The 19,917-nt window shown below is 43.0% G+C and carries 20 protein-coding genes; 16 read left to right on the top strand and 4 right to left on the bottom strand.

All coding sequences use genetic code 11. The features are described from left to right. Positions 1 to 51 precede the first annotated feature (51 nt). Both AKG39_RS18505 and AKG39_RS18500 read right to left on the bottom strand, forming a co-directional pair. A complete protein-coding gene (locus AKG39_RS18505; RefSeq protein ID WP_050741889.1) occupies positions 52 to 888 on the bottom strand; it encodes a YihY/virulence factor BrkB family protein in 837 nt (278 codons plus the stop codon). Then, positions 881 to 1,729, bottom strand: coding sequence for a YihY/virulence factor BrkB family protein (locus tag AKG39_RS18500; protein WP_050741888.1), 849 nt, complete (start codon positions 1,727 to 1,729; stop codon positions 881 to 883). Before AKG39_RS18500 ends, AKG39_RS18505 begins: the two co-directional genes overlap by 8 nt. A 372-nt stretch (positions 1,730 to 2,101) precedes the next feature. Between AKG39_RS18500 and AKG39_RS18495 the strand changes: the two genes are divergently transcribed. After that, positions 2,102 to 4,024 (top strand): aconitate hydratase, encoded by a 1,923-nt coding sequence (locus tag AKG39_RS18495; protein ID WP_050741887.1) that lies wholly within the window; start codon positions 2,102 to 2,104, stop codon positions 4,022 to 4,024. A 21-nt stretch (positions 4,025 to 4,045) separates the two neighbouring features. After that, the gene (locus tag AKG39_RS18490) at positions 4,046 to 4,732 is read left to right on the top strand and encodes a TIGR00266 family protein (RefSeq protein WP_050741886.1); all 687 of its coding nucleotides are present in this window, start codon (positions 4,046 to 4,048) and stop codon (positions 4,730 to 4,732) included. Positions 4,733 to 4,830: 98 nt separating this feature from the next. Here the strand turns inward: AKG39_RS18490 and AKG39_RS18485 are convergent, their stop codons facing one another. Further along, on the bottom strand, positions 4,831 to 5,721 hold the full coding sequence (locus AKG39_RS18485; RefSeq protein WP_050741885.1) for a DegV family protein: 891 nt from the start codon (positions 5,719 to 5,721) through the stop codon (positions 4,831 to 4,833). A gap of 219 nt (positions 5,722 to 5,940) precedes the next feature. Between AKG39_RS18485 and AKG39_RS18480 the strand changes: the two genes are divergently transcribed. From AKG39_RS18480 to AKG39_RS18470, 3 genes are all read left to right on the top strand, one after another. Then, positions 5,941 to 8,076 carry a Tex family protein gene (locus AKG39_RS18480; protein ID WP_050741884.1) on the top strand — a complete coding sequence of 712 codons (2,136 nt, stop codon included), beginning with the start codon at positions 5,941 to 5,943 and terminating at the stop codon, positions 8,074 to 8,076. A gap of 101 nt (positions 8,077 to 8,177) precedes the next feature. Beyond that, on the top strand, positions 8,178 to 8,663 hold the full coding sequence (locus AKG39_RS18475) for a CarD family transcriptional regulator (RefSeq protein WP_050741883.1): 486 nt from the start codon (positions 8,178 to 8,180) through the stop codon (positions 8,661 to 8,663). A gap of 85 nt (positions 8,664 to 8,748) precedes the next feature. Beyond that, on the top strand, positions 8,749 to 9,861 hold the full coding sequence (locus tag AKG39_RS18470) for a PIN/TRAM domain-containing protein (protein WP_050741882.1): 1,113 nt from the start codon (positions 8,749 to 8,751) through the stop codon (positions 9,859 to 9,861). A 5-nt stretch (positions 9,862 to 9,866) separates the two neighbouring features. Here the strand turns inward: AKG39_RS18470 and AKG39_RS20190 are convergent, their stop codons facing one another. Continuing rightward, a complete protein-coding gene (locus AKG39_RS20190) occupies positions 9,867 to 10,016 on the bottom strand; it encodes a hypothetical protein (RefSeq protein WP_160316228.1) in 150 nt (49 codons plus the stop codon). A gap of 382 nt (positions 10,017 to 10,398) precedes the next feature. Between AKG39_RS20190 and AKG39_RS18465 the strand changes: the two genes are divergently transcribed. From AKG39_RS18465 to alr, 11 genes are all read left to right on the top strand, one after another. Next, positions 10,399 to 11,799, top strand: a complete 1,401-nt coding sequence (locus AKG39_RS18465) for an RsmF rRNA methyltransferase first C-terminal domain-containing protein (protein ID WP_050741881.1) — start codon at positions 10,399 to 10,401, stop codon at positions 11,797 to 11,799. Between the two features lie 8 nt (positions 11,800 to 11,807). Continuing rightward, positions 11,808 to 12,236 carry a DapH/DapD/GlmU-related protein gene (locus AKG39_RS18460; protein ID WP_050741880.1) on the top strand — a complete coding sequence of 143 codons (429 nt, stop codon included), beginning with the start codon at positions 11,808 to 11,810 and terminating at the stop codon, positions 12,234 to 12,236. After that, positions 12,233 to 12,724: a 2-thiouracil desulfurase family protein gene (locus AKG39_RS18455; RefSeq protein ID WP_050741879.1), complete on the top strand. Its 492-nt coding sequence runs from the start codon at positions 12,233 to 12,235 to the stop codon at positions 12,722 to 12,724. Before AKG39_RS18460 ends, AKG39_RS18455 begins: the two co-directional genes overlap by 4 nt. Positions 12,725 to 12,767: 43 nt before the next feature. Then, on the top strand, positions 12,768 to 13,823 hold the full coding sequence (locus AKG39_RS18450) for a D-alanine--D-alanine ligase family protein (protein WP_050741898.1): 1,056 nt from the start codon (positions 12,768 to 12,770) through the stop codon (positions 13,821 to 13,823). Positions 13,824 to 13,911: 88 nt separating this feature from the next. Beyond that, positions 13,912 to 14,343 (top strand): YwiB family protein, encoded by a 432-nt coding sequence (locus AKG39_RS18445; protein WP_050741878.1) that lies wholly within the window; start codon positions 13,912 to 13,914, stop codon positions 14,341 to 14,343. Positions 14,344 to 14,441: 98 nt separating this feature from the next. Beyond that, complete coding sequence (gene argS / locus AKG39_RS18440; protein WP_050741877.1) at positions 14,442 to 16,118, top strand: arginine--tRNA ligase; 1,677 nt, start codon at positions 14,442 to 14,444, stop codon at positions 16,116 to 16,118. Positions 16,119 to 16,121: 3 nt separating this feature from the next. Further along, positions 16,122 to 16,859 (top strand): tRNA threonylcarbamoyladenosine dehydratase, encoded by a 738-nt coding sequence (locus AKG39_RS18435; RefSeq protein ID WP_050741876.1) that lies wholly within the window; start codon positions 16,122 to 16,124, stop codon positions 16,857 to 16,859. Positions 16,860 to 16,993: 134 nt separating this feature from the next. Beyond that, complete coding sequence (locus AKG39_RS18430; RefSeq protein WP_083439665.1) at positions 16,994 to 17,308, top strand: bh protein; 315 nt, start codon at positions 16,994 to 16,996, stop codon at positions 17,306 to 17,308. A gap of 185 nt (positions 17,309 to 17,493) precedes the next feature. Beyond that, positions 17,494 to 17,979: a 2-C-methyl-D-erythritol 2,4-cyclodiphosphate synthase gene (ispF, locus tag AKG39_RS18425; RefSeq protein WP_050741896.1), complete on the top strand. Its 486-nt coding sequence runs from the start codon at positions 17,494 to 17,496 to the stop codon at positions 17,977 to 17,979. Then, positions 17,976 to 18,665 carry a 5'-methylthioadenosine/adenosylhomocysteine nucleosidase gene (locus AKG39_RS18420; protein WP_050741875.1) on the top strand — a complete coding sequence of 230 codons (690 nt, stop codon included), beginning with the start codon at positions 17,976 to 17,978 and terminating at the stop codon, positions 18,663 to 18,665. Before ispF ends, AKG39_RS18420 begins: the two co-directional genes overlap by 4 nt. A gap of 1 nt (position 18,666) precedes the next feature. Beyond that, complete coding sequence (gene alr, locus AKG39_RS18415) at positions 18,667 to 19,854, top strand: alanine racemase (protein ID WP_050741874.1); 1,188 nt, start codon at positions 18,667 to 18,669, stop codon at positions 19,852 to 19,854. Positions 19,855 to 19,917: the final 63 nt, after the last annotated feature.

Genomic DNA, 19,917 nt, shown 5'->3' with positions numbered 1-19,917 from the left:
TTTTAACAATTGGATGCAAAGTGTAACAATAGGGTGGTTTCATAATAATGTTCATGGATTTTTACGGAGGGACCAATACAAATTTATCTTGCCGCCGAGATTAAGGACCACACAAATAAAGTAGATACCAACCAGCAGTACGAAGAGGCCGCCGAGATTGCCATAAAGGAGGCTGTAATTATCGGAGTTGTTGATGAACCATGCAAATATTCTAAAAGCAACATTGATTCCAAAAGTTGCAAATATTGCGCCAGGCAATGCAGCTAAGAACCTCAGGCGCTTTGCGATTGCCATAACATAAACCATTGTAAAGAGAAGGGTAGAAAGAAGCCAGGAAACCCCAAGGGCTAAAAGCCGCCAAGCGGGGTAATTATCTGATGATATGCCGAAAATTTGGAAAATAAATTCACCGATGTCAAGGCTGAATACATAGGCAACAGCAATGAGCAGAATGGCTAAAGCAAATAGCAGGGTGAATAAAAAAGACAATGTCCAAATTTTAAGGCGACTTCTTGTTTCCGGGCTTCCGTAAGTTTGATTCAAACCAGTCATGATTGCTCTTGCCGCCAGGGTTGCAAAGAAAAAGGTGAGCAGAATTAAAAAATAATTGGAATCTGAAATTTGGCTGGTCAGCGAGGCTAAAAGTTCAGACACATAGGCATAGGAAAGCTCAGGCAGAAAAGCCATTAAGACTTGGTCAAGGTAGGTATCAAACTCTTTGACAAATTTTCCCACAAAGGAAATGAGAAAAAGGAGTAACGGGAAAAAAGCCATCAGCAGGTAAAAAGCCATTTGGGCACAGATCCCCTGGAAATCGGTTTTTTCGAAATCATCCATTAGAAAAAAGCCGAGTTTGATAATTTTATTATCACGTAATCGCTTAATCATTTTGTGTTGTCATCCCTTCGTTTTGTTTTTTAGTAATGGTATACAAATTGATGACACCACCCAGCGCCAGGGTAAAACAAATCATGAAAATTAGAATACAGAGGGAAAAAGGTCCCTGAATATTATCAAAAAAGGTGGTGAGATTAAGGAATGGTTTGGCGATGAGATTATAAATAAAAAGCAGAGCTATCCACCCGATGCTCACAAAGAGTCCCCCGGGAAGAGCTTCGAAAAAATCCAGGCGCTGTTTTGGCGCAAACATGTAGATCAGGGTGAAAATCAGGGTGGTGACAACACCAACGTATAAGATACCGAATGCGGTTAGAAATACGGTAAAAGCCTGGGACAAATTCAATAGGTTAAAGAGGTAATGAAGAATAGTTTCACCAAAAGCATAGAAAACAATGGTGAAAAGAATCATGACAAGAAACAAAAATAAATAAAGGATGGCCTGGACCAGGAGTCCGGGTATGCCACGGGTTTCTTTTTGCCCGAAAATGCGATTTAATGAATTAAGTAGAGAGAACATCGCCGAAATGGACACCGTCAGAATAAAAAAACCAATCAGCAAGTTGCTGCCTGTCGATATTGGTGTATTGATGGTATTTTCAGCTGCAGTGTAAAAATAATCCAGGATTGAATCTGGTAAAAAGTTTGATAGGGTGGTCATAAATTTATCGTTGAGTTCACTGGAAATCCAGTTGAGAAAGTTATAGAGCAGCATCATAAAAGGGATAAAAGCCAGGAGTGCCTGATAAGACATCTGAGCAGAGAGGTTTATTATATTATTTTTTTTTCCTTCGGTGAAAAGAAACCGAGTGAAGTTTTTAATAAATACCATGGTATCCTCCAAATCCGCTTTAATTTGTCTGGCCTTCTAGGATAACAGTATAGCATAATTTAAAAAAAAACTGAAGCGCTAAGCGTCAATGCAAAAAGATGGAAATATAATAAAAATAATGATATAATTATTACGCTATGAAAAATTCGCACCAGCGTAAAACTGATTTATTTTAAGATCGCAGTTGATAAATTAAATAAATAACTTAATTGTTTTGCTGTCTGTTTCTATAAACAATTGTTGTAGCGTTCTAGGCGAACAGTTCGGAGAACTGTCCGACGTAAAGCGGAAAAAATGTTTCATAGAAACAGACAGCGAAGCTCATCGCAGTGTCGCAATTATCTATTATTAAAAGAAAGAAAGAGGAATCGAATGGGATACACATTAACCGAAAAAATTATTAAATCACATCTTGTGGTAGGAGAAATGGTGAAAGGCCAGGAAATCGGCATAAAAATCGATCAGACCCTGACCCAGGATTCCACCGGCACCATGGCCTATCTGCAGTTTGAAGCCATGGAAGTACCCCGGGTTAAAACAAAAAAATCATTGGCTTATATTGATCATAACATGCTTCAGGAAGGCCCTGAAAATATGGATGATCATCTTTACATACAAAGTGTTGCAAAAAAATATGGGGTTTATTATTCAAGACCGGGCAATGGCATCTGTCATCAGGTTCAAATTGAACGATTCGGTGTTCCCGGTGACACGCTGTTAGGCTCCGACAGCCACACTCCCACCGGCGGCGGTTTGGGCATGCTGGCCATTGGCGCCGGCGGACTTGATGTTGCGGTTGCCATGGCTGGGGATCCCTATTATATCACCATGCCCGAAGTGGTAAAGGTTGAGTTAACCGGGAAACTGCGATCCGGGGTTTCTTCCAAAGATGTTATTTTGGAAGTCCTGCGGCAATGTACGGTTAAAGGCGGAGTTAACAAAGTTTTTGAATACACCGGAGCAGGGGTTAAGACCCTGACCGTTCCGGAACGTGCCACCATTACCAATATGGGCGCAGAACTGGGCGCTACCACCTCGGTTTTTCCATCCGATGAAATGACCAAGCTGTTTTTAGATGCCCAAGGCCGAGGTGAAGATTACAAACCCCTGGCAGCCGATCCCGATGCGGTTTTTGACGAAATTGTCAAAGTTGATATGGATATTTTAGAACCACTCACCGCCTGTCCACACAGCCCTGACAAGGTGGTTAAGGTATCTGAAATTGAGGGTCTGGCAATTAACCAGGTGGCCATTGGCAGTTGTACCAACTCTTCCTGGTTGGACCTTATGAAGGTGGCCGAAATCGTTCGCGGAAAAACGGTTCCCGAAAATGTATCCTTTGTTATTGCACCGGGATCCAAACAGGTGCTCACAATGCTGGCCGAAAATGGTGCCCTGGCTGATTTATTAAACGCCGGTGCCCGTGTTTTAGAATGCGGCTGCGGTCCCTGTATTGGTATGGGACAGGCGCCTTCCACTGATGCGGTTTCGCTCAGAACTTTTAACCGAAACTTTTTCGGACGCTCGGGAACACCCTCTGCGGATGTTTACCTGTTAAGTCCGGAAACAGCGGCGATTTCAGCCATTGAAGGGGTATTAACCAGCCCCTTGGGTAAGGTCAATCTTCCAGTCATCAATATGCCGGAAAAGTTTTTATTAAATGATACCATGGTGGTGGCACCGGCTCCTGAAGGTACTGAAGTTGAAGTTATTAAAGGACCCAACATCAAACCTTTTCCAGCCACCAAACCACTGGAAAAAATCGTGGCCGGTCAGGCTTTGATTGTGGTGGAAGACAACATCACCACGGATCATATTATGCCTTCCAACGCCAAACTATTACCCTACCGTTCGAATATCCCTTATCTGTCAAATTATTGTCTGGCGCCTTGCGATCCCGAATTTCCACAGCGGGCCCTGGATAATCCCGGCGGCTTTATTGTCGGCGGATCAAACTATGGCCAGGGCTCAAGCCGTGAGCATGCCGCATTGGCACCGGTTTATTTGGGAATTAAAGGGGTTGCGGTTAAATCCTTTGCCCGAATTCACAAAAATAATCTGATTAACAATGGCATCCTACCGTTGGTATTTGAAAATGAAGCGGATTACGACACCATTTCATTAGGTGATGAACTGGTTATTGAAAATGCCCTGGATGCCGTTAAAGCCGGTCAGGCCAAGCTGATTAACAAAACAAAGGGATTAACCTACGTTATGGCTCTTGAAGTTTCCGAGCGTCAAAAAGAAATGCTTTTAGCCGGTGGGCTCATTAACCTCATTAAATCTAAAAAATAGGTTCAAATCAGGAGGAAGAAAATGAAGTATGAAATCAAGGGGGGAAATCTCCCGGTGGTGTTGGTGACCATGGAACCCGGAGAATCGGTTTTCACCGAATCCGGAGGAATGTCCTGGATGACCGATGGTATTAAAATGGATACCAATACCAAGGGTGGGCTGCTAAAAGGGTTCAAGCGCAGCCTAACCGGAGATTCGCTTTTTATGACGACGTATACCGCCGAAAAGAACAACAGTCACATTGCCTTCTGTTCTGATTTTCCCGGGGAGATTAAGGCCGTAACTCTGGCCAAAGGAGAATCCATTATTTGCCAGAAAAAAAGCTTTCTGGCCGGAGAATCCTCCCTGGATGTGGACATGTATTTCAAGAAAAACATTGGGGTGGGCTTTTTTGGGGGCGAAGGATTTATCCTCCAAAAAATTTCGGGACCGGGAACCGTCTTCCTGGAAATGGACGGCTCCATTATGGAATATGATTTAGCCCCGGGCGAACTGCTTAAAGTGGAACAGGGCCATATCGGGATTTTTGAAGAATCGGTTTCCTTTGATATCATCTCGGTGAAGGGCATGAAAAATATCCTGCTAAGCGGGGAAGGCTTATTTCTGGCCACGCTCCGGGGACCGGGCAAGATTTGGCTCCAAACTATGCCACTGAGTAAAATTATTGGTCTGGTAACCGCCAGTATGCCTAGGACTAATAATGGTTAGAACGAAATCAGCTAAATTCAGAATTTAAAAATGCCCGCTGCCACTGTTATGTTGATAACAGCGGCAGCGGGCATTTAATTAGGGTTTCAGAGATGTTTTTAGGGACAGACGTTGACGTAATTATCCGGCAGTTCGTCAAAAAACATGATGCCCAGACAATTGGTGCCGATATGCACCGTAAGGGCGGCGCCGGCACCTTCGGGAATCATGAAATTGGTAATATTGAATTCCTTGTGCATGTATTTTTTGACTTTTTCCTGAAGCTCCGGTGCGGTGCTTTGAACAAACCCAATGATTTGCTCGCGGTTGCCGCCCATTTTTTCATCCACGGTGGCAAGAAGCTTTTTCAAGGCCTTTTTCTGGCCCCGGATTTTCTCATAAACCTGGATTTCTCCGTCCTTAAAATAAAGGATGGGAACAATTTTTAGCATGTCTCCAATCATGGCGGCATTGCGGCTGACACGTCCGCCCTGGGCCAGCCACTTAATATCCCCGACCAGAAAAAAGATTTGGGCATGACCAGATAAAAAGGTCATGGTTTCAACAATCTCTTCATATGAACGGTTGAGCTTATTCAGCTTCAAACCCTGATATAAAATCAGCGTCGATCCGGTGGTAGCCGAAAGGGAATCAATGATGGTGATTTTTCGATCCGGATATTTTTCCTGTAAATCCTTGCCCAGCAGCCGGGCAGTCTGATAGGTACCCGATAGTTTTGAAGAAAATGCCAGATAAATGATATCATCGCCATTTTTAAGATGGTTTTCAAAGGTGCTGATGATGGATAGGGGCTGTATTTGGGCAGTTTTGGGGAAGGTATGTTTATTATTTGTGACAAAATCAATAATCATTTTGGGGGTCACATCTATTCCGTCATAATAGGTTTTATCATCAAGGGTTACGGGAATGGGTAAGATATCAAATTCATAGCGTCTGAGAATCTCGCTATTGGTTTCACACATGGAATCCACAATAAATTTTATCGCCATTATGGTGCTCCTTTTCGTTTATTGTGAGCTATTTTACCACGAACCCTGTTTTTTTACAAATGAAGCACGGACCAAATGTGGAAAAATGCTGGTGCATTGAAATTAAGATTTTTCATAAAAAATTGTCTAAAATTGAAAAGGGTGTTAAGATATACTCTGAAATATTTAAAACCCTGGGCTTTACCCAGATAAGATTAGAATAAGAAATGGAGTCATTTAGTGGAATATTTAGCAAAACAACTCGCAGAAGAATTTAAAATACGGCCTCAACAGGTCGAAGAAACCATTACGCTCATTGATGGCGGGAATACCATTCCTTTCATTGCCCGATATAGAAAGGAAATTACCGGAAATTTAAGCGATGCCCTGTTAAGGGACCTGGATGTTCGCCTGACTTACCTTAGAAAACTTGAAAAACGCAAGGAAGAAGTATGCAGCACCATCGAGGAACAGGGGAAATTAACGCCTGAGTTAAAAAATGCCATTAGCCGGGTAACAACTCTTCAGGAGGTTGAGGATCTTTATCTGCCCTATAAACAAAAGAAAAAAACCCGGGCATCGGTAGCCCGACAAAAGGGCCTGGAACCATTGGCTCAGCTTATTCTTGAGCAGCAAATCGATGAGGCCGGTCTGTCGGCAGCCGCAGTGGATTATCTCAGCGAAGAATTGGAAGTTAATTCGGTGGAAGAAGCCCTTCAATATGCCCAGGATATTATTGCCGAAATCATCGCCGATAATGGCACCCACCGGAGTCTCATTCGCAAAATGACCCTGGAAAAGGGTCAGATTAAATCCACCGTGGTCAAAGGAATGGAAGAGGAGAATCCCGAGCTTGAAATGTACTTTGACCATACCGAAACCCTTAAGGCCGTTAAGGATCATCGTATTTTAGCCTTAAACCGCGGTGAAAAAAAGAAGGCACTGTCGGTGAAAATTCTGGCTCCGGTAGATCAAATTGATGACTATTTAAAAAAAGAAATTACCCAGACGCCCTCAGGCTTTTTAACAGCTGCCATTGAGGATAGCTATAAACGTCTGATAGCCCCGGCCATTGAACGGGAAATTCGTGGGGCTCTTAAGGAACGGGCCGAAGAGGGTGCCATTAAAATGTTCGCCCTTAATCTTAAAAAATTACTGCTGCAGCCACCGTTTAAGGGAAAAACAACCATGGGGTTTGATCCTGCTTTTAGAACCGGTTGTAAAATTGCCATATTAGACCCCGCGGGCAAGGTGTTGGATACCAACACGATTTATCCAACCTTGGGGAAAGGCCAGGCAAAGGAAGCTGAGAAAATTCTGCTTGATCTTATCGAACGGCATCAGGTTGATATTATCGCCATTGGCAACGGCACCGCTTCTCGGGAATCCGAACAATTTGTAGCCGAGGCCATTAAAAAAACTAAGGTTGCGGTTCAATACATTGTGGTGAATGAAGCCGGGGCCTCGGTTTATTCAGCATCGGAATTGGGAACCGAGGAATACCCGGACCTTAATGTTTCCATTCGCGGAGCCATTTCCATTGGCGGCCGGCTCCAGGATCCGTTATCTGAATTGGTGAAAATCGATCCCAAACACATTGGCGTGGGCCAGTACCAGCATGATGTTAATCAAAAGGAACTTGAACGGGTTTTGGAAGCCACTGTGGAAGATGCGGTGAACAATGTCGGGGTCAATGTGAACCGGGCCTCGGTATCCCTGCTTAAGCATGTGGCGGGAGTCAATAAAACCATTGCCAAAAACATTCTGGAATACCGGACAACCCAGGGTTCATTCAAAAATCGAAAAGAAATCATGAAGGTTAAAGGTCTCGGTGCCAAAGCTTTTGAACAATGTGCAGGATTCCTGCGGATTGATGACGGGGATAATATTTTAGACAACACCGGAGTTCATCCCGAGTCCTACAAAAGCGTGGAAAAGCTCCTAAAAATCAAGGGCATTTCCAAGGCCGAACTGGGAAATCAGGAACAGGGATTCTTTAATGATCTTAATGTTCCGGAAACGGCAGTGGAACTTTCCATTGGGGTGCCGACTCTTTATGATATTCTCAATGAATTGAAAAAACCAGGCCGGGATCCCCGGGAAAACGCGCCCAAACCACACCTGAAATCCGACGTATTGTCCATGGAAGATCTGGAAGTTGATATGGAATTGGTGGGCACAGTTAGGAATGTCATTGACTTTGGAGCCTTTGTGGACATCGGGGTTCATCAGGATGGGCTGGTCCATATTTCCCAAATTACTGACCGCTTTATTCGCCATCCTTCGGAAGCCGTCTCGCTGGGAGATGTGGTGACCGTTAAAGTTCTTTCCATTGATCTGAAGCGAAAACGCATTGGTTTAACCATGATTATATAAAAAAACATTGACACAGGAATAAGTTTTTTATAGAATAATAGGCTTATTCTTTTTTATCTGTGTTATAATGGTAGTAGGAAGCGACGATAGGAGTGGTATAAATGTATAAAATTGGTGATAAAATAGTATATCCAATGCATGGCGCAGGTATCATTGAAGCAATTGAAGAACGAGAAATATTTGAGGAACGAAAACCCTATTATATAATGCAAATTGTTTCAGAGGGTTTGCAGATTTTAATTCCCGTTGATAAAGTTGATGAAATTGGTGTTCGAAACATCGTCACCCAGGAAGTCATAAATGAGATGATCGAGACATTAAAATTACCCATGGATGTCATGGAAAAAAACTGGAATCGACGTTATCGGGAACATCTCGAAAAATTAAAAACCGGCGATATATTTGAAGTGGCCCGGGTTGTTAAAAACCTCATCCTTTTGGATCGATTAAAAGGACTTTCCACCGGTGAAAAGAAAATGCTGAATAATGCCCGAAATTTTATTATCAGTGAAATGGTCCTGATTAAAAAAGGTGAAAAAGAAGAAATATTGGAATTAATTAATAGTTCGGTATGCAGCGAGGCGTGAATTTCACGTCTTTTTTTTTGTCGTGCAATTTTAAGAATTAATTGCTATAATTAATTTTAAATGCTAGGAAAGGAGGTGAAATTAAATGATACAAAAGATACTTCGGTTTTTCTTTGCTCTCATTGGGATTCTTCTGGGAATTGCGGCTGCAAGTGTGGTTGTTTCAAATACCTGGATTCAGGAATCGCTTAATTTTAAATTTGTTTCTGAATACGAATTAATCGTTTACGTGGTTCTTATGATTCTCTTTGGACTCATATTTTTTATTCTATTTCCAGTGATGCTCAACGGCGTTAAAAGGCTATCTAAAATTGTTGAAACCAGTATGGAAAATGTTCGGCTCATTGATGTGGGTCTGGGTGTTGGTGGTCTGGTCATTGGTCTGGTCATCGCAATGTTGGTAAGTTTTGCTTTCTATCAGATTCCATTTCCCTGGGTCGGCGGAATTCTTACCATGATTGTTTATGTTGTCCTCGGTTACATCGGTTTTACCCTGCCCATCAAAAAACGGGAAGACATTCTCACAGCTTTTCAGAACAGCAAACGGGATAAGGATGTAAATGCCCTGGCAAATCAAAAACGGACAACCAAGAAAAAAATTGTGGCCATTCCTAAATTACTGGATACCAGTGTCATTATTGATGGGCGCATATTTGATATTTGCAAAACCGGTTTTATTGAAGGTCCTCTGGTGATTCCCGTTTTTGTTCTTCAGGAGCTGCAGCTTATATCCGATTCATCGGATGAACTGAAACGAAACCGCGGCCGCCGTGGTTTGGACATCCTCAACAAAATTCAAACGGATCTGGAGATTGAAGTTCAAATTACCGAGGAAGACTTTGCGGATACCCATGAAGTCGATGCTAAACTGGTTAAACTCGGAAAACTGACAAAGGGTAAAATTCTCACAAATGATTATAACCTGAACAAGGTTGCAACGGTCCAGGGCGTCGATGTGCTCAACATCAACGAGTTGGCCAATGCCGTGAAGCCGGTGGTTCTGCCCGGTGAGGAAATGAAAGTTCTGCTGATCAAAGGCGGAAAAGAAAATGGTCAGGCAGTGGCCTATCTGGATGACGGCACCATGATTGTGGTTGAAAATGGTAAAAAGTACATCGGAACAACAACAATGGTTCTGGTTACCAGTATTCTCCAAACCGCCGCCGGACGGATGATCTTCGCAAAACCAAAAAAGTAATGAATTCATTTTAATACCATTAATATTTTAGTTGGTTTAGCCCGAAGAAAAGGATCGCCTTCAAGTTTGGTGATGAACTCGTCCCGGGGACAATGGTAAATCGTTGTCGGCTGCATGATCGTACAGGCTGGGCCTGTTCGCCATGATGCCGACAACTGATGTTACGATTGTCCCCGGGACTTGCTTTTGTATTTTACCGTCACTTGAAACTGGAGGCAAACCCGTCCCGGAGACAATGATAAATTGTTGTTAGCTGCATGACCGTACGGGCTGGGCCTGTTTGCCATGGTGCCGACAGCTGATGTTACGATTGTCCCCGAGACTTACTTTTCTGCTTGGTTACAGTTTAAAAGTCTGTCTGAAAAGGACAGATTTTTTTATTTTACAAAGATAATACATTCAAAGCGATGTTTTTAACAATTTTATTGTAATTAGCAAAGGCTTTACGTATAATGAAACAAGTATGGCTTGGATTTAATAAAAAATAAACTGTTTTTAACATAGCGTTGGGGATGGATCGAGAGATGAGGAACGAAAATGAATTTACCTCAGGACTTTAAAGATAAAATGAGACGGCTCATGAAAGAGGAAAGTGACGGTCTGTTTGATTCCTATGAACAACCTGAAAGCAAGGGAATAAGAACCAATACACTGAAGCTTTCACCTCAGGAATTATCTAAAAAGCTCCCTTTTGAAACCCAGGGGGTGACCTGGTGCAATGAAGGCTTTTATATCGACAGCGAGGTTCGACCGGGAAAGAATCCTTATTACTATTGTGGGCTATACTATGTCCAGGAACCCACCGCCATGGCGGCGGTTGAAGCACTTGCGCCAGAGCCAGGGGACTGGGTTTTGGATCTGTGTGCGGCCCCAGGCGGGAAATCCACCCAGATTGCCTCAAAGCTCCAGGGACAGGGACTCCTGGTTGCCAATGAGCTGGTAAATTCCAGAGCCGGGGTATTGTCAACAAACATTGAACGGATGGGGATTGCCAATGCGATCATCACCAACGAGTTTCCCGAACGGCTGGTGGATTCTTTTTACGAAAGTTTCGACAAAATTTTAGTGGATGCCCCCTGTTCAGGAGAAGGCATGTTTAGAAAAGATCCGGGAGCACTTTCAGACTGGAGCCTGGAACGGGTCGATCGCTGTGTCGGAAAACAGGAAAAAATACTGGAAAGTGCCCATCGCCTTTTGAAACCCGGAGGTGTTTTGGTTTATTCAACCTGTACCTTTTCACCGGAAGAGAATGAGCAGATTATTGAAGCCTTTGTCAGTAAATATTCCTATGCCCTGGAAAGCGTTGACCTCCCGGGTCTTGAGGATCATGGCCGGACGGAATGGACGAAAAAAGGGATGCCGGACATTGCGAAAGCCCTTCGTATCATGCCCATGAAGGTTAAAGGCGAAGGCCATTTCATCGTAAAACTGGTTAAAATCGGTAGCTGTACCGAGGAAAATACGGCGACACAGGGATATGCCAAATCCCGCTTAAAAAAAGCCACAAAAACAGACCTCGGAGATTATGAAAGCTTTGCAAAACTGTTTTTAACCGAGGGTTTTTACAAAAACCTTGGAAACCGGCTTTATTTATTGGGGGACCATCTGTATGCTTTGCCTGAGGGTATTTTACTGGAAACCATTGCCAACCTTAAACTTTTAAGACCTGGCCTTCATCTTGGCGAGTTTAAGAAAAATCGTTTTGAACCCAGCTATGCCTTGGCCATGGCTCTTAGGCTGTCAGAAGCCAAAAACGTTTGCGACTTAAAAGATGAGGTGCAGGCCTACAATTATTTAAAAGGCCAGGCTTTAAATGTTGGAACCCAAAAGGGTTGGGTATTAATTGGATATCAGGGAAATTCTTTGGGCTTTGGCAAAGCCAGTGAAGGGATGATTAAGAACCATTATCCCAAGGGCCTCAGAATACGAAAAAAGTAGGAAGTATGATGATTATCAATCGCGACACAAAGACAATTATCCATAAAAGTGCAATTATTTCTGATGATTGTAGCATCGGAAGTGGTACAATCATAGGCGCAGGTGCGATCATCGGACCGGGAGTTATTCTGGAAGAGGATTGTATCATCGGCACCGGTGTTATTATCGAAGAAAAAACGGTTGTAAAAAACGGCTCAGTCATAGAACCCGGGGTGATTCTGGGCACCGGGGTAACCATTGGTGAAAAAACAAAAATCGGAATGGGTGCAAAGATTTTCCATCGGGTAACCATTGCACCAAATTCAGTGATAAAAATCGGTGAAATTGTACTTAAGGATATGGTTTATAAAATGGTATTTAAGCGGGGCGCCTGGATTTATCGGGAGGATAGTTTAAACCATGAAAAAGAAGACAAAAAAAGAGGAGAAGAGAAATGAATGAAAAAGATTTTAATGTTTTAAAGAATGCCATCAATAATAAAAAACCAATTTTAGTGTCAGGCTGTTTAGCGGGAATGCTGATTAATTATCAGGAAAAAGGAAATCTCATTGATGAAATCAGGCAGTTGATGCTTGATGGAATAGCCATTGCTGTTTGTCCGGAAGTTTTAGCAGGCTTGCCAACGCCAAGAGATCCTGCGGAAATAATGGTGGTTGATGGTGAGACAAAAGTCTTTAATTGCGAAAAAATTGATCTGACCGAAACGTATCAGCTTGGAGCAGAGCGAACGCTAGGGGTCGCTCTGAGAACCGGTGCAAAAATTGCTATTTTAAAAAGCAATAGTCCTTCTTGCGGTTGCGGCAAAATCTATGATGGCAGTTTCACAGAAAAATTGGTTGACGGTGATGGTATTACCGCAGCCTTGTTAAAAGAAAATGGCATTCGGGTTATTACTGAAGAAGAGTTCAGAGAGTGTCTTAACTAAAAATTCAAGCATGCTGAGTGAAAAGAAAAGTGAGGTTAAGCAAATGGGAAACAAACTCAATATAGGCATTGTATTTGGTGGACAATCGGGAGAACATGAAGTCTCCCGTGTTTCCGCTTATAATGTATTAGGGGTTATAAATCAAGAGAAATATAATGTCATAACCATTGGCATTACAAAAAAAGGCAAGTGGTATCTCTATTCAGGAGAGCATATAAAAATCAAGGATGGTTCATGGGAACAGGATACAAAAAATCTGATTGGTGATTTTTCCATTTTTTCAGATCCTGTGATTACGAATATTGATATATTTTTCCCGGTGCTTCATGGGCCAATGGGCGAAGATGGTACCATCCAGGGCGTTTTTGAAATGTTGAACAAGCCCTATGTGGGCTGCGGTGTTTTGAGCTCTGCGGTTGGTATGGATAAGGTTTTTTCAAAGGTTATGTTTCAAAGTGTTGGGATTCCGACCGGGAATTATGCTTATTTCCGTGAAAATGATTGGAAAAAAGATCCGGTTGGTACCCTTGATGGCATGGAAAAAATCCTCAGTTATCCCATTTTTGTGAAGCCAGCCAATATGGGTTCCAGCGTTGGCATTAACAAGGCCCATGATCGCGACGAACTCATTGAGGCGGTTGAGGAAGCATTAATTTATGACCAAAAAATAATTCTCGAAGCCTTTGTTAAAGGAAGAGAGATCGAATGTGCGGTTCTTGATGATGGCGGCGTGCTGCGGGCATCCATAGCCGGAGAAGTCATTCCTTCAAAAGAATTTTATGATTATGAGGCTAAATATTCGGACACTGAGGACTCAAAGGTGGTGATTCCTGCGGATATTTCTGAGGAAGCTATGAAAAAAATCAGAGAATATGCCGTAATGGCTTTTGAAGCCATTGAAGGATCCGGGCTTTCCCGGGTGGACTTTTTCCTTACCGAGGATGGCAGTATTCTCATTAATGAAGTGAATACCCTGCCGGGCTTTACCAATATCAGCATGTATCCAAAAATGTGGGAAGCCACAGGGATTAACTATTCCGAACTGGTTGATAAAATTATTGCATCGGCCAATCGGAAACGCGTTACTTTATCCTTATAAAAATTTAAGAGAAAATATTAATTATCTTGATAAAAAAGCCAATCAATGGTTTAATAAGCTCAGAAAATATACCTCCAGGAGGAGACCAATGACCGAAGAAAGAAAAAAAGTATGGTTATCCATTTCAGGAACCGTTAAAAACGAAGAAGATAAGGATACCCTTGAGTTTCTCACCGAAGGAGACTTATATAAAGAATCTGATGGGTCTTGTGTAACCTATGAAGAATCCGAGGTATCGGGTATGGAAGGAACCGTCACTACCGTCCGCGTTGATGAGCAGAAAGTATCAGTTATTCGACTGGGAACAACCAATTCCATTATGGAATTTGAAAGTGGCAAGCGGAATCTCACATGGTATTCCACACCTTATGGGGATGTGACCATGGGAATTTTGACCAAGGATGTATTAGTTAAATATAATGAACGCAAAGAACCTACAAAGGTGATGATCGATTATAATATTGAAATTGAGGGTATTACCAATTCTCAAAATGTCCTGAATATTAAGATCTCCCAATAATTACTGGGGGGTCACACCGTCAGAGGAGAAGCGCCACGGGTGCTTCTCCTCTGACTTATTTGGAGAATCTCAAAAAAGAATAATGAAAGGGTTAATAGATGTATATTCGTGAAAAAATAGAAGAGCAGATTAAAGAAATCATGGCAAATGCCTTGAATAAATCCGTGGAGGAGGGTGTGCTTTCAATTGAAACCATGCCGGACCTTTTTTTGGAAATGCCCCGGGAAAAAGAACATGGTGAATATTCAACCAATGTGGCCATGCAACTGCCCAGGCAGACAAAAAAATCCCCGCGTTTTATTGCCGAAACCCTGGTGGGATATATGGAGACCGAGGGCTCGTATATCGATGCCATCGAAATTGCGGGACCGGGATTCATTAATTTTAAATTAAAAAAGACCTGGCAATATTCAGCACTGAAAGATATCGCGGTGTTAAAGGAAAACTATGGCCGTAGTGATAAAAATAAAGGCAAAACTTTTAATATGGAATTCATTTCCGCAAATCCCACCGGTCCCATGCATATGGGGAATGCCCGGGGCGGCGCCATTGGCGATATCTTGGCGGCGGTTGCGGGCTGGACCGGTTATGAGGTCACCCGGGAATTTTATATTAATGACGCCGGGAATCAGATTGTTAAATTTGGAGATTCTCTGGATGTCCGGTATCGACAGCTTTTGGGAGAAACCGTTGATTTTCCCAAAGACGGCTACCAGGGGGATGATATCACCGAGCATATGAAAGATTTTATTGGGCTCAAGGGGGATCAGTATCTGACGTTGGAATCCGATGCCCGAAAGAAAATCCTGGTTGAGTATGCCCTGGAGAAGAATCTGACCCAAATTAAAAAAGACCTTGAAACCTATGGTATCTACTATGACGTATGGTTTTCTGAACAAAGCCTCTATGACAGCGGTGCCATTGAATCCACTCTTGAATTATTAAAAAAAGGCGGCTATGCCTTTGAGGAAGATGGTGCAGTGTGGTTTAAAGCGACTTCCTTTGGATCCGATAAGGATGATGTGCTCATTCGTGCCAATGGAATACCTACCTACTTCATGGCGGATATTGCCTATCACATGGATAAGTTTCTTAATCGGAAATTTGACCGCTGCATCAATGTTTGGGGCGCGGATCATCACGGCCATGTGGCACGCTTAAAAGGTGCACTCACAGCGGTTGGCGTTAATGCGGGGCAGTTCGATGTGGTGATCATGCAGTTGGTAAGACTGTTAAGAAACGGCGAAGTTGCCCGGATGTCCAAGCGTCAGGGAAAAGCCATTGCTCTGACTGATTTAATTGATGAGGTTGGTGTGGACGCCACACGGTTCTTCTTCAATCTAAGATCGCCAGACAGTCATTTTGATTTTGATCTGGATCTGGCTATTGAAGAATCCAGCGATAATCCGGTATTCTACGTGCAGTATGCCCATGCTCGGATTTGCAGCATCATTCGCCAAATGGAAGAAGAAGTAGACAAAACAGTACCGCTGGATTATACCCGGCTAACAGAGAAAGAGGAATTTCATCTGCTGGAAACCCTGTCTCTGTTTCCCAATGAAATTTTAATTGCCGAAGAACGTCTGGATCCAAGCCGGATTACCCGATACACTATTGAACTGGCTTCGGCCTTTCATAGTTTTTACAATGCCTGCCACGTCCGTATTGAAGATCCTATTCTAATGAAGGCCCGAGTAGCATTGATTGAGGGAACCCAACAAGTGATCCAAAACAGTTTGGGTATCCTGGGCGTCTCGGCTCCGGAGAGGATGTAGCCAATGCAAACCGAAACCGGAATTTTTCATCGAACCGAGAAATTGATTGGAAAAAGTGGACTTGAGGTGCTGCAAGGTTCCCGGGTGATTCTTTTTGGTGTTGGCGGAGTGGGATCCTTTGTGGCTGAAGCCTTGATCCGAAGCGGGGTTGGTTTCCTGACTATCGTGGATAGGGATATTATTGAGCCATCGAATCTCAATCGCCAGATTATGGCCAACGTCAAAACCATTGGCAAAGTAAAAGTATATACCATGTCACGACGATTGCTTGCCATTAACCCATTGGCTATTGTTCATCCTATGCATAAATGCTACACCTTGGAAAATTCCCAGGAGTTTCATCTGGCGGATTATGATTATGCCATTGATGCCGTTGATATGATTACAGCAAAAATTGATCTAGCTATTAAATGCCAGGAAAACAATGTTCCGATTATTAGCTGCATGGGAACTGGCAATAAAATGGATGCGGGACTTTTTGAAATTACCGATATTTATAATACCAGCATATGTCCGCTGGCAAAGGTCATGCGCAAAGAGCTCCGTGCCCGGGGGGTGGAATCGCTGAAGGTTCTCTATTCCACAGAAGAACCGATCACAAGGGATAATCCACCGGGAAGCATTGCCTTCGTGCCATCGGTTGCCGGGCTGCTCATCGCCGGAGAAGTGGTTCGGGATTTATTAAAAATAGCCAGCCAGAAACTTGAAACAGAAGCATTAAATGAACACAAAGAGATATAAATAAGAAAAAAACTTCACTAAACCAAATTCTTAAATTCGGATTTAAGAATATTGGTTTGATGAAGTTTTTTTCTTATGGCATTTGTTTTTATGATATAATTTTTCAAAGAACCATGATACAAGGAGGGAAGACCGTGTCAAAAAATCGAATGGAAGCCTATTTATTTTGCGTCAATTGCGAAAAAGATACTCCCCATGAAATCGAATATAAAGAGGACCGGATTTCAAAGATCACCTGTCACACTTGCCGGATAACGGTTGAGATTAATCAGGAATTTGTAAATAAACATTTTAAAGAAGAATTTGCAAAACGGGTTTTATCGAAACCTATCCGAATGACAGAAGAAATGGAAGCGGATCTCAGCGGTTTTTTAAAATCCCTGCCTACCCGGGTTCTTTCTAAACCCTATCGGGTTTATAAAGAATACACAGATAAATCAAAACAATAAACACCGAGTCTGATAACTGGCAAGAAAAATACGGTTATCTATAAAAATGGATATTCCAGATGACTTTGGCATGTGGTAAAGTCATCAAATATTGAAAATGCAAACCTGTACAATGGGAAAAAACTGTACAATCAAGTCAAAATATGATTAAATCTACTTAAAAAGTGGATGGAAGGAGTAAGATGATACGAATCGGCATGGGTTATGATGTCCATCGTTTAGTTTTGGATCGACCACTCATTTTAGGCGGTGTAAAAATAAAACACCCCCTTGGCCTTTTGGGCCATTCAGATGCAGATGTGTTGATTCATGCGATCATGGATGCTCTTTTAGGTGCCTTGGCATTGGGAGATATTGGAAAACACTTCCCCGATACCGAAAAGGCTTATGAAAATATTGACAGTCTGCTGCTTTTAAAAAAAGTTGGCGATTTGGTGAATGAAAAGAACTATATAATCAATAATATTGATGCAACCATTATTGCTCAGGAACCAAAACTTGCCCCTTACATCGAAGCCATGGTGGAAAACATTGAACAAACCCTGAATTTGGCAAAGCATTGCGTCAGTGTTAAAGCAACCACCGAAGAAGGCCTTGGTTTTACCGGCGGTCAGCTGGGAATTGCAGCCAACGCAGTGGTGAGTGTTGTGAAAGGAGAACTAACAAAATGATTGGTATTATTGCAGCTATGGAAAACGAGGCCAGAGATATTAAATCCTCAATGACGGATACCATTAAAATCCATCATGGCGGAATGACCTTCATAAAAGGAAAAATTCACCATAAGGAAGCGGTTGTGGTGCAGTCCGGTATTGGCAAAGTCAATGCTGCCATATGCACCCAGATTCTCATCGATCTGTTTAAAGCAAAAAGCATTATCAATGTCGGGGTAGCCGGGGCGGTGCATCCGGACCTCGATGTCGGAGATATTGTCATCTCTGCGGACAGCTGTCAGTATGATATGGATGCCCGAGCATTCGGCCACCCATGGGGGGAAATTCCCAATATGGATATTACTTTTTTCAAGGCCGACAAAACGCTGATTGAGCTGGCCGAAAAGGCCGCCATTGAACTCAATGCGACCTATCGCATCGGCCGCGTCATGACCGCCGATTTAGGCGTTGACTCCCACGAACTTAAAGAAAAACTCTTTGCTCATTTTGGGGGACTTTGCGTGGAAATGGAAGGGGCCGCCATTGGGCAGGTAGCATATATTAATCAGGTGCCCTATCTGATTATTCGTTCCATATCCGATAAAGCCGATGGCAATCTCAAAGAAGATTATAAAAAAAATCTGGAAAACTCCATTAAAAATGGTGTGGCCATGGTGTTAAGCATGGTTCACGGGGCAGCCTGACATGGATGATTTGGCAATTCGATCGACCTGGGCAGAAGTAAATCTGGATGCCCTGACGCATAATTATGAAGAAATCCGTACAATCGTGGGGCCTGATGTAAGGATTCTGGGGGTGGTCAAGGCGGATGCCTATGGACATGGCAGTGTGGAATGTGCCAAAACGCTTTGCGAAGCTGGTGCTGATATGCTGGCAGTGGCCTTTATCGATGAAGCCATTGCCTTGCGTCAGGGGGGTATAACCCAGGAAATCCTGCTTCTGGGTTATAGTCCTGAAGCGGTGATTCCGGAGCTCATCCGCTGGGATGTGATACCCGGGGTTTACCAAATGGACTTTGCAAAAGCTTTATCTGAGTACTGTCAGGAAGCCGGTATCACCCACCCGGTTCATGTGAAAGTGGATACGGGCATGGGTCGGATCGGATTCGACTGGACCCAGGCAGCAAAAAAAATCGAAGTCATGACTGCTCTTCAAGGCATCGAAGTTCAGGGGCTTTACAGCCATTTTTCAACGGCTGATGCCTTTGATAAAACCTACAGTATGATACAGATTGATCGTTTTAAAAAGGTGATTGCCGAACTGGTGGAAAAAGATATTCATATTCCCATAAAACACATTGCCAACAGTGCCGGCATTTTTGACTTGGAAGGGGTCCACTTTGATATGGTGCGCCCGGGGATTATTCTTTATGGATTGTACCCATCAATGGAAGTGGATCGCTCAAAAATTGACTTAAAACCGGTAATGACATTGAAATCAACAATCGTGCATTTGAAAATCATTCATCGAGGGGATTCCGTAAGCTACGGCAATCATTTTGTGGCTGAGGAGGATCGACTGATTGGCACCATTCCCATTGGTTATGGGGATGGTTTCACCCGCATGCTCACCGGTAAGGCCAACGTCTGGATTAAAGGCCAGATGGCCCCGGTGGTTGGAAATATCTGCATGGATCAGTGCATGGTAGACCTTACCGAAATCAAAGTGGTGAACCTCTATGATGAAGTCGAGATTTTTGGGGAAAACCTTTCAGCCGACCTTTTAGCCGAGGCACTGGGAACCATTAATTACGAAATTACCTGTATGGTGAACAAACGGGTTCCCCGGGTATATTTTATCGATGGCAAGGTCCAGAGCGTCAGACGGGATATTTTAGAGAAACACAATAACGGTATTATTGATAACAATTAGATTAGGTAATTGCGAAACTCAAAAGAATCGAACAATTGTTGCTTTGATGTCAGTTTTCACAAC

It is taken from the genome of Acetobacterium bakii, from assembly GCF_001263355.1.
In the GTDB taxonomy this organism is placed as follows: Bacteria; Bacillota; Clostridia; order Eubacteriales; family Eubacteriaceae; genus Acetobacterium; species Acetobacterium bakii.
The sequence above is the reverse complement of the archived record's forward strand: the minus strand, read 5'-3'. Positions and strand labels throughout refer to the sequence as shown.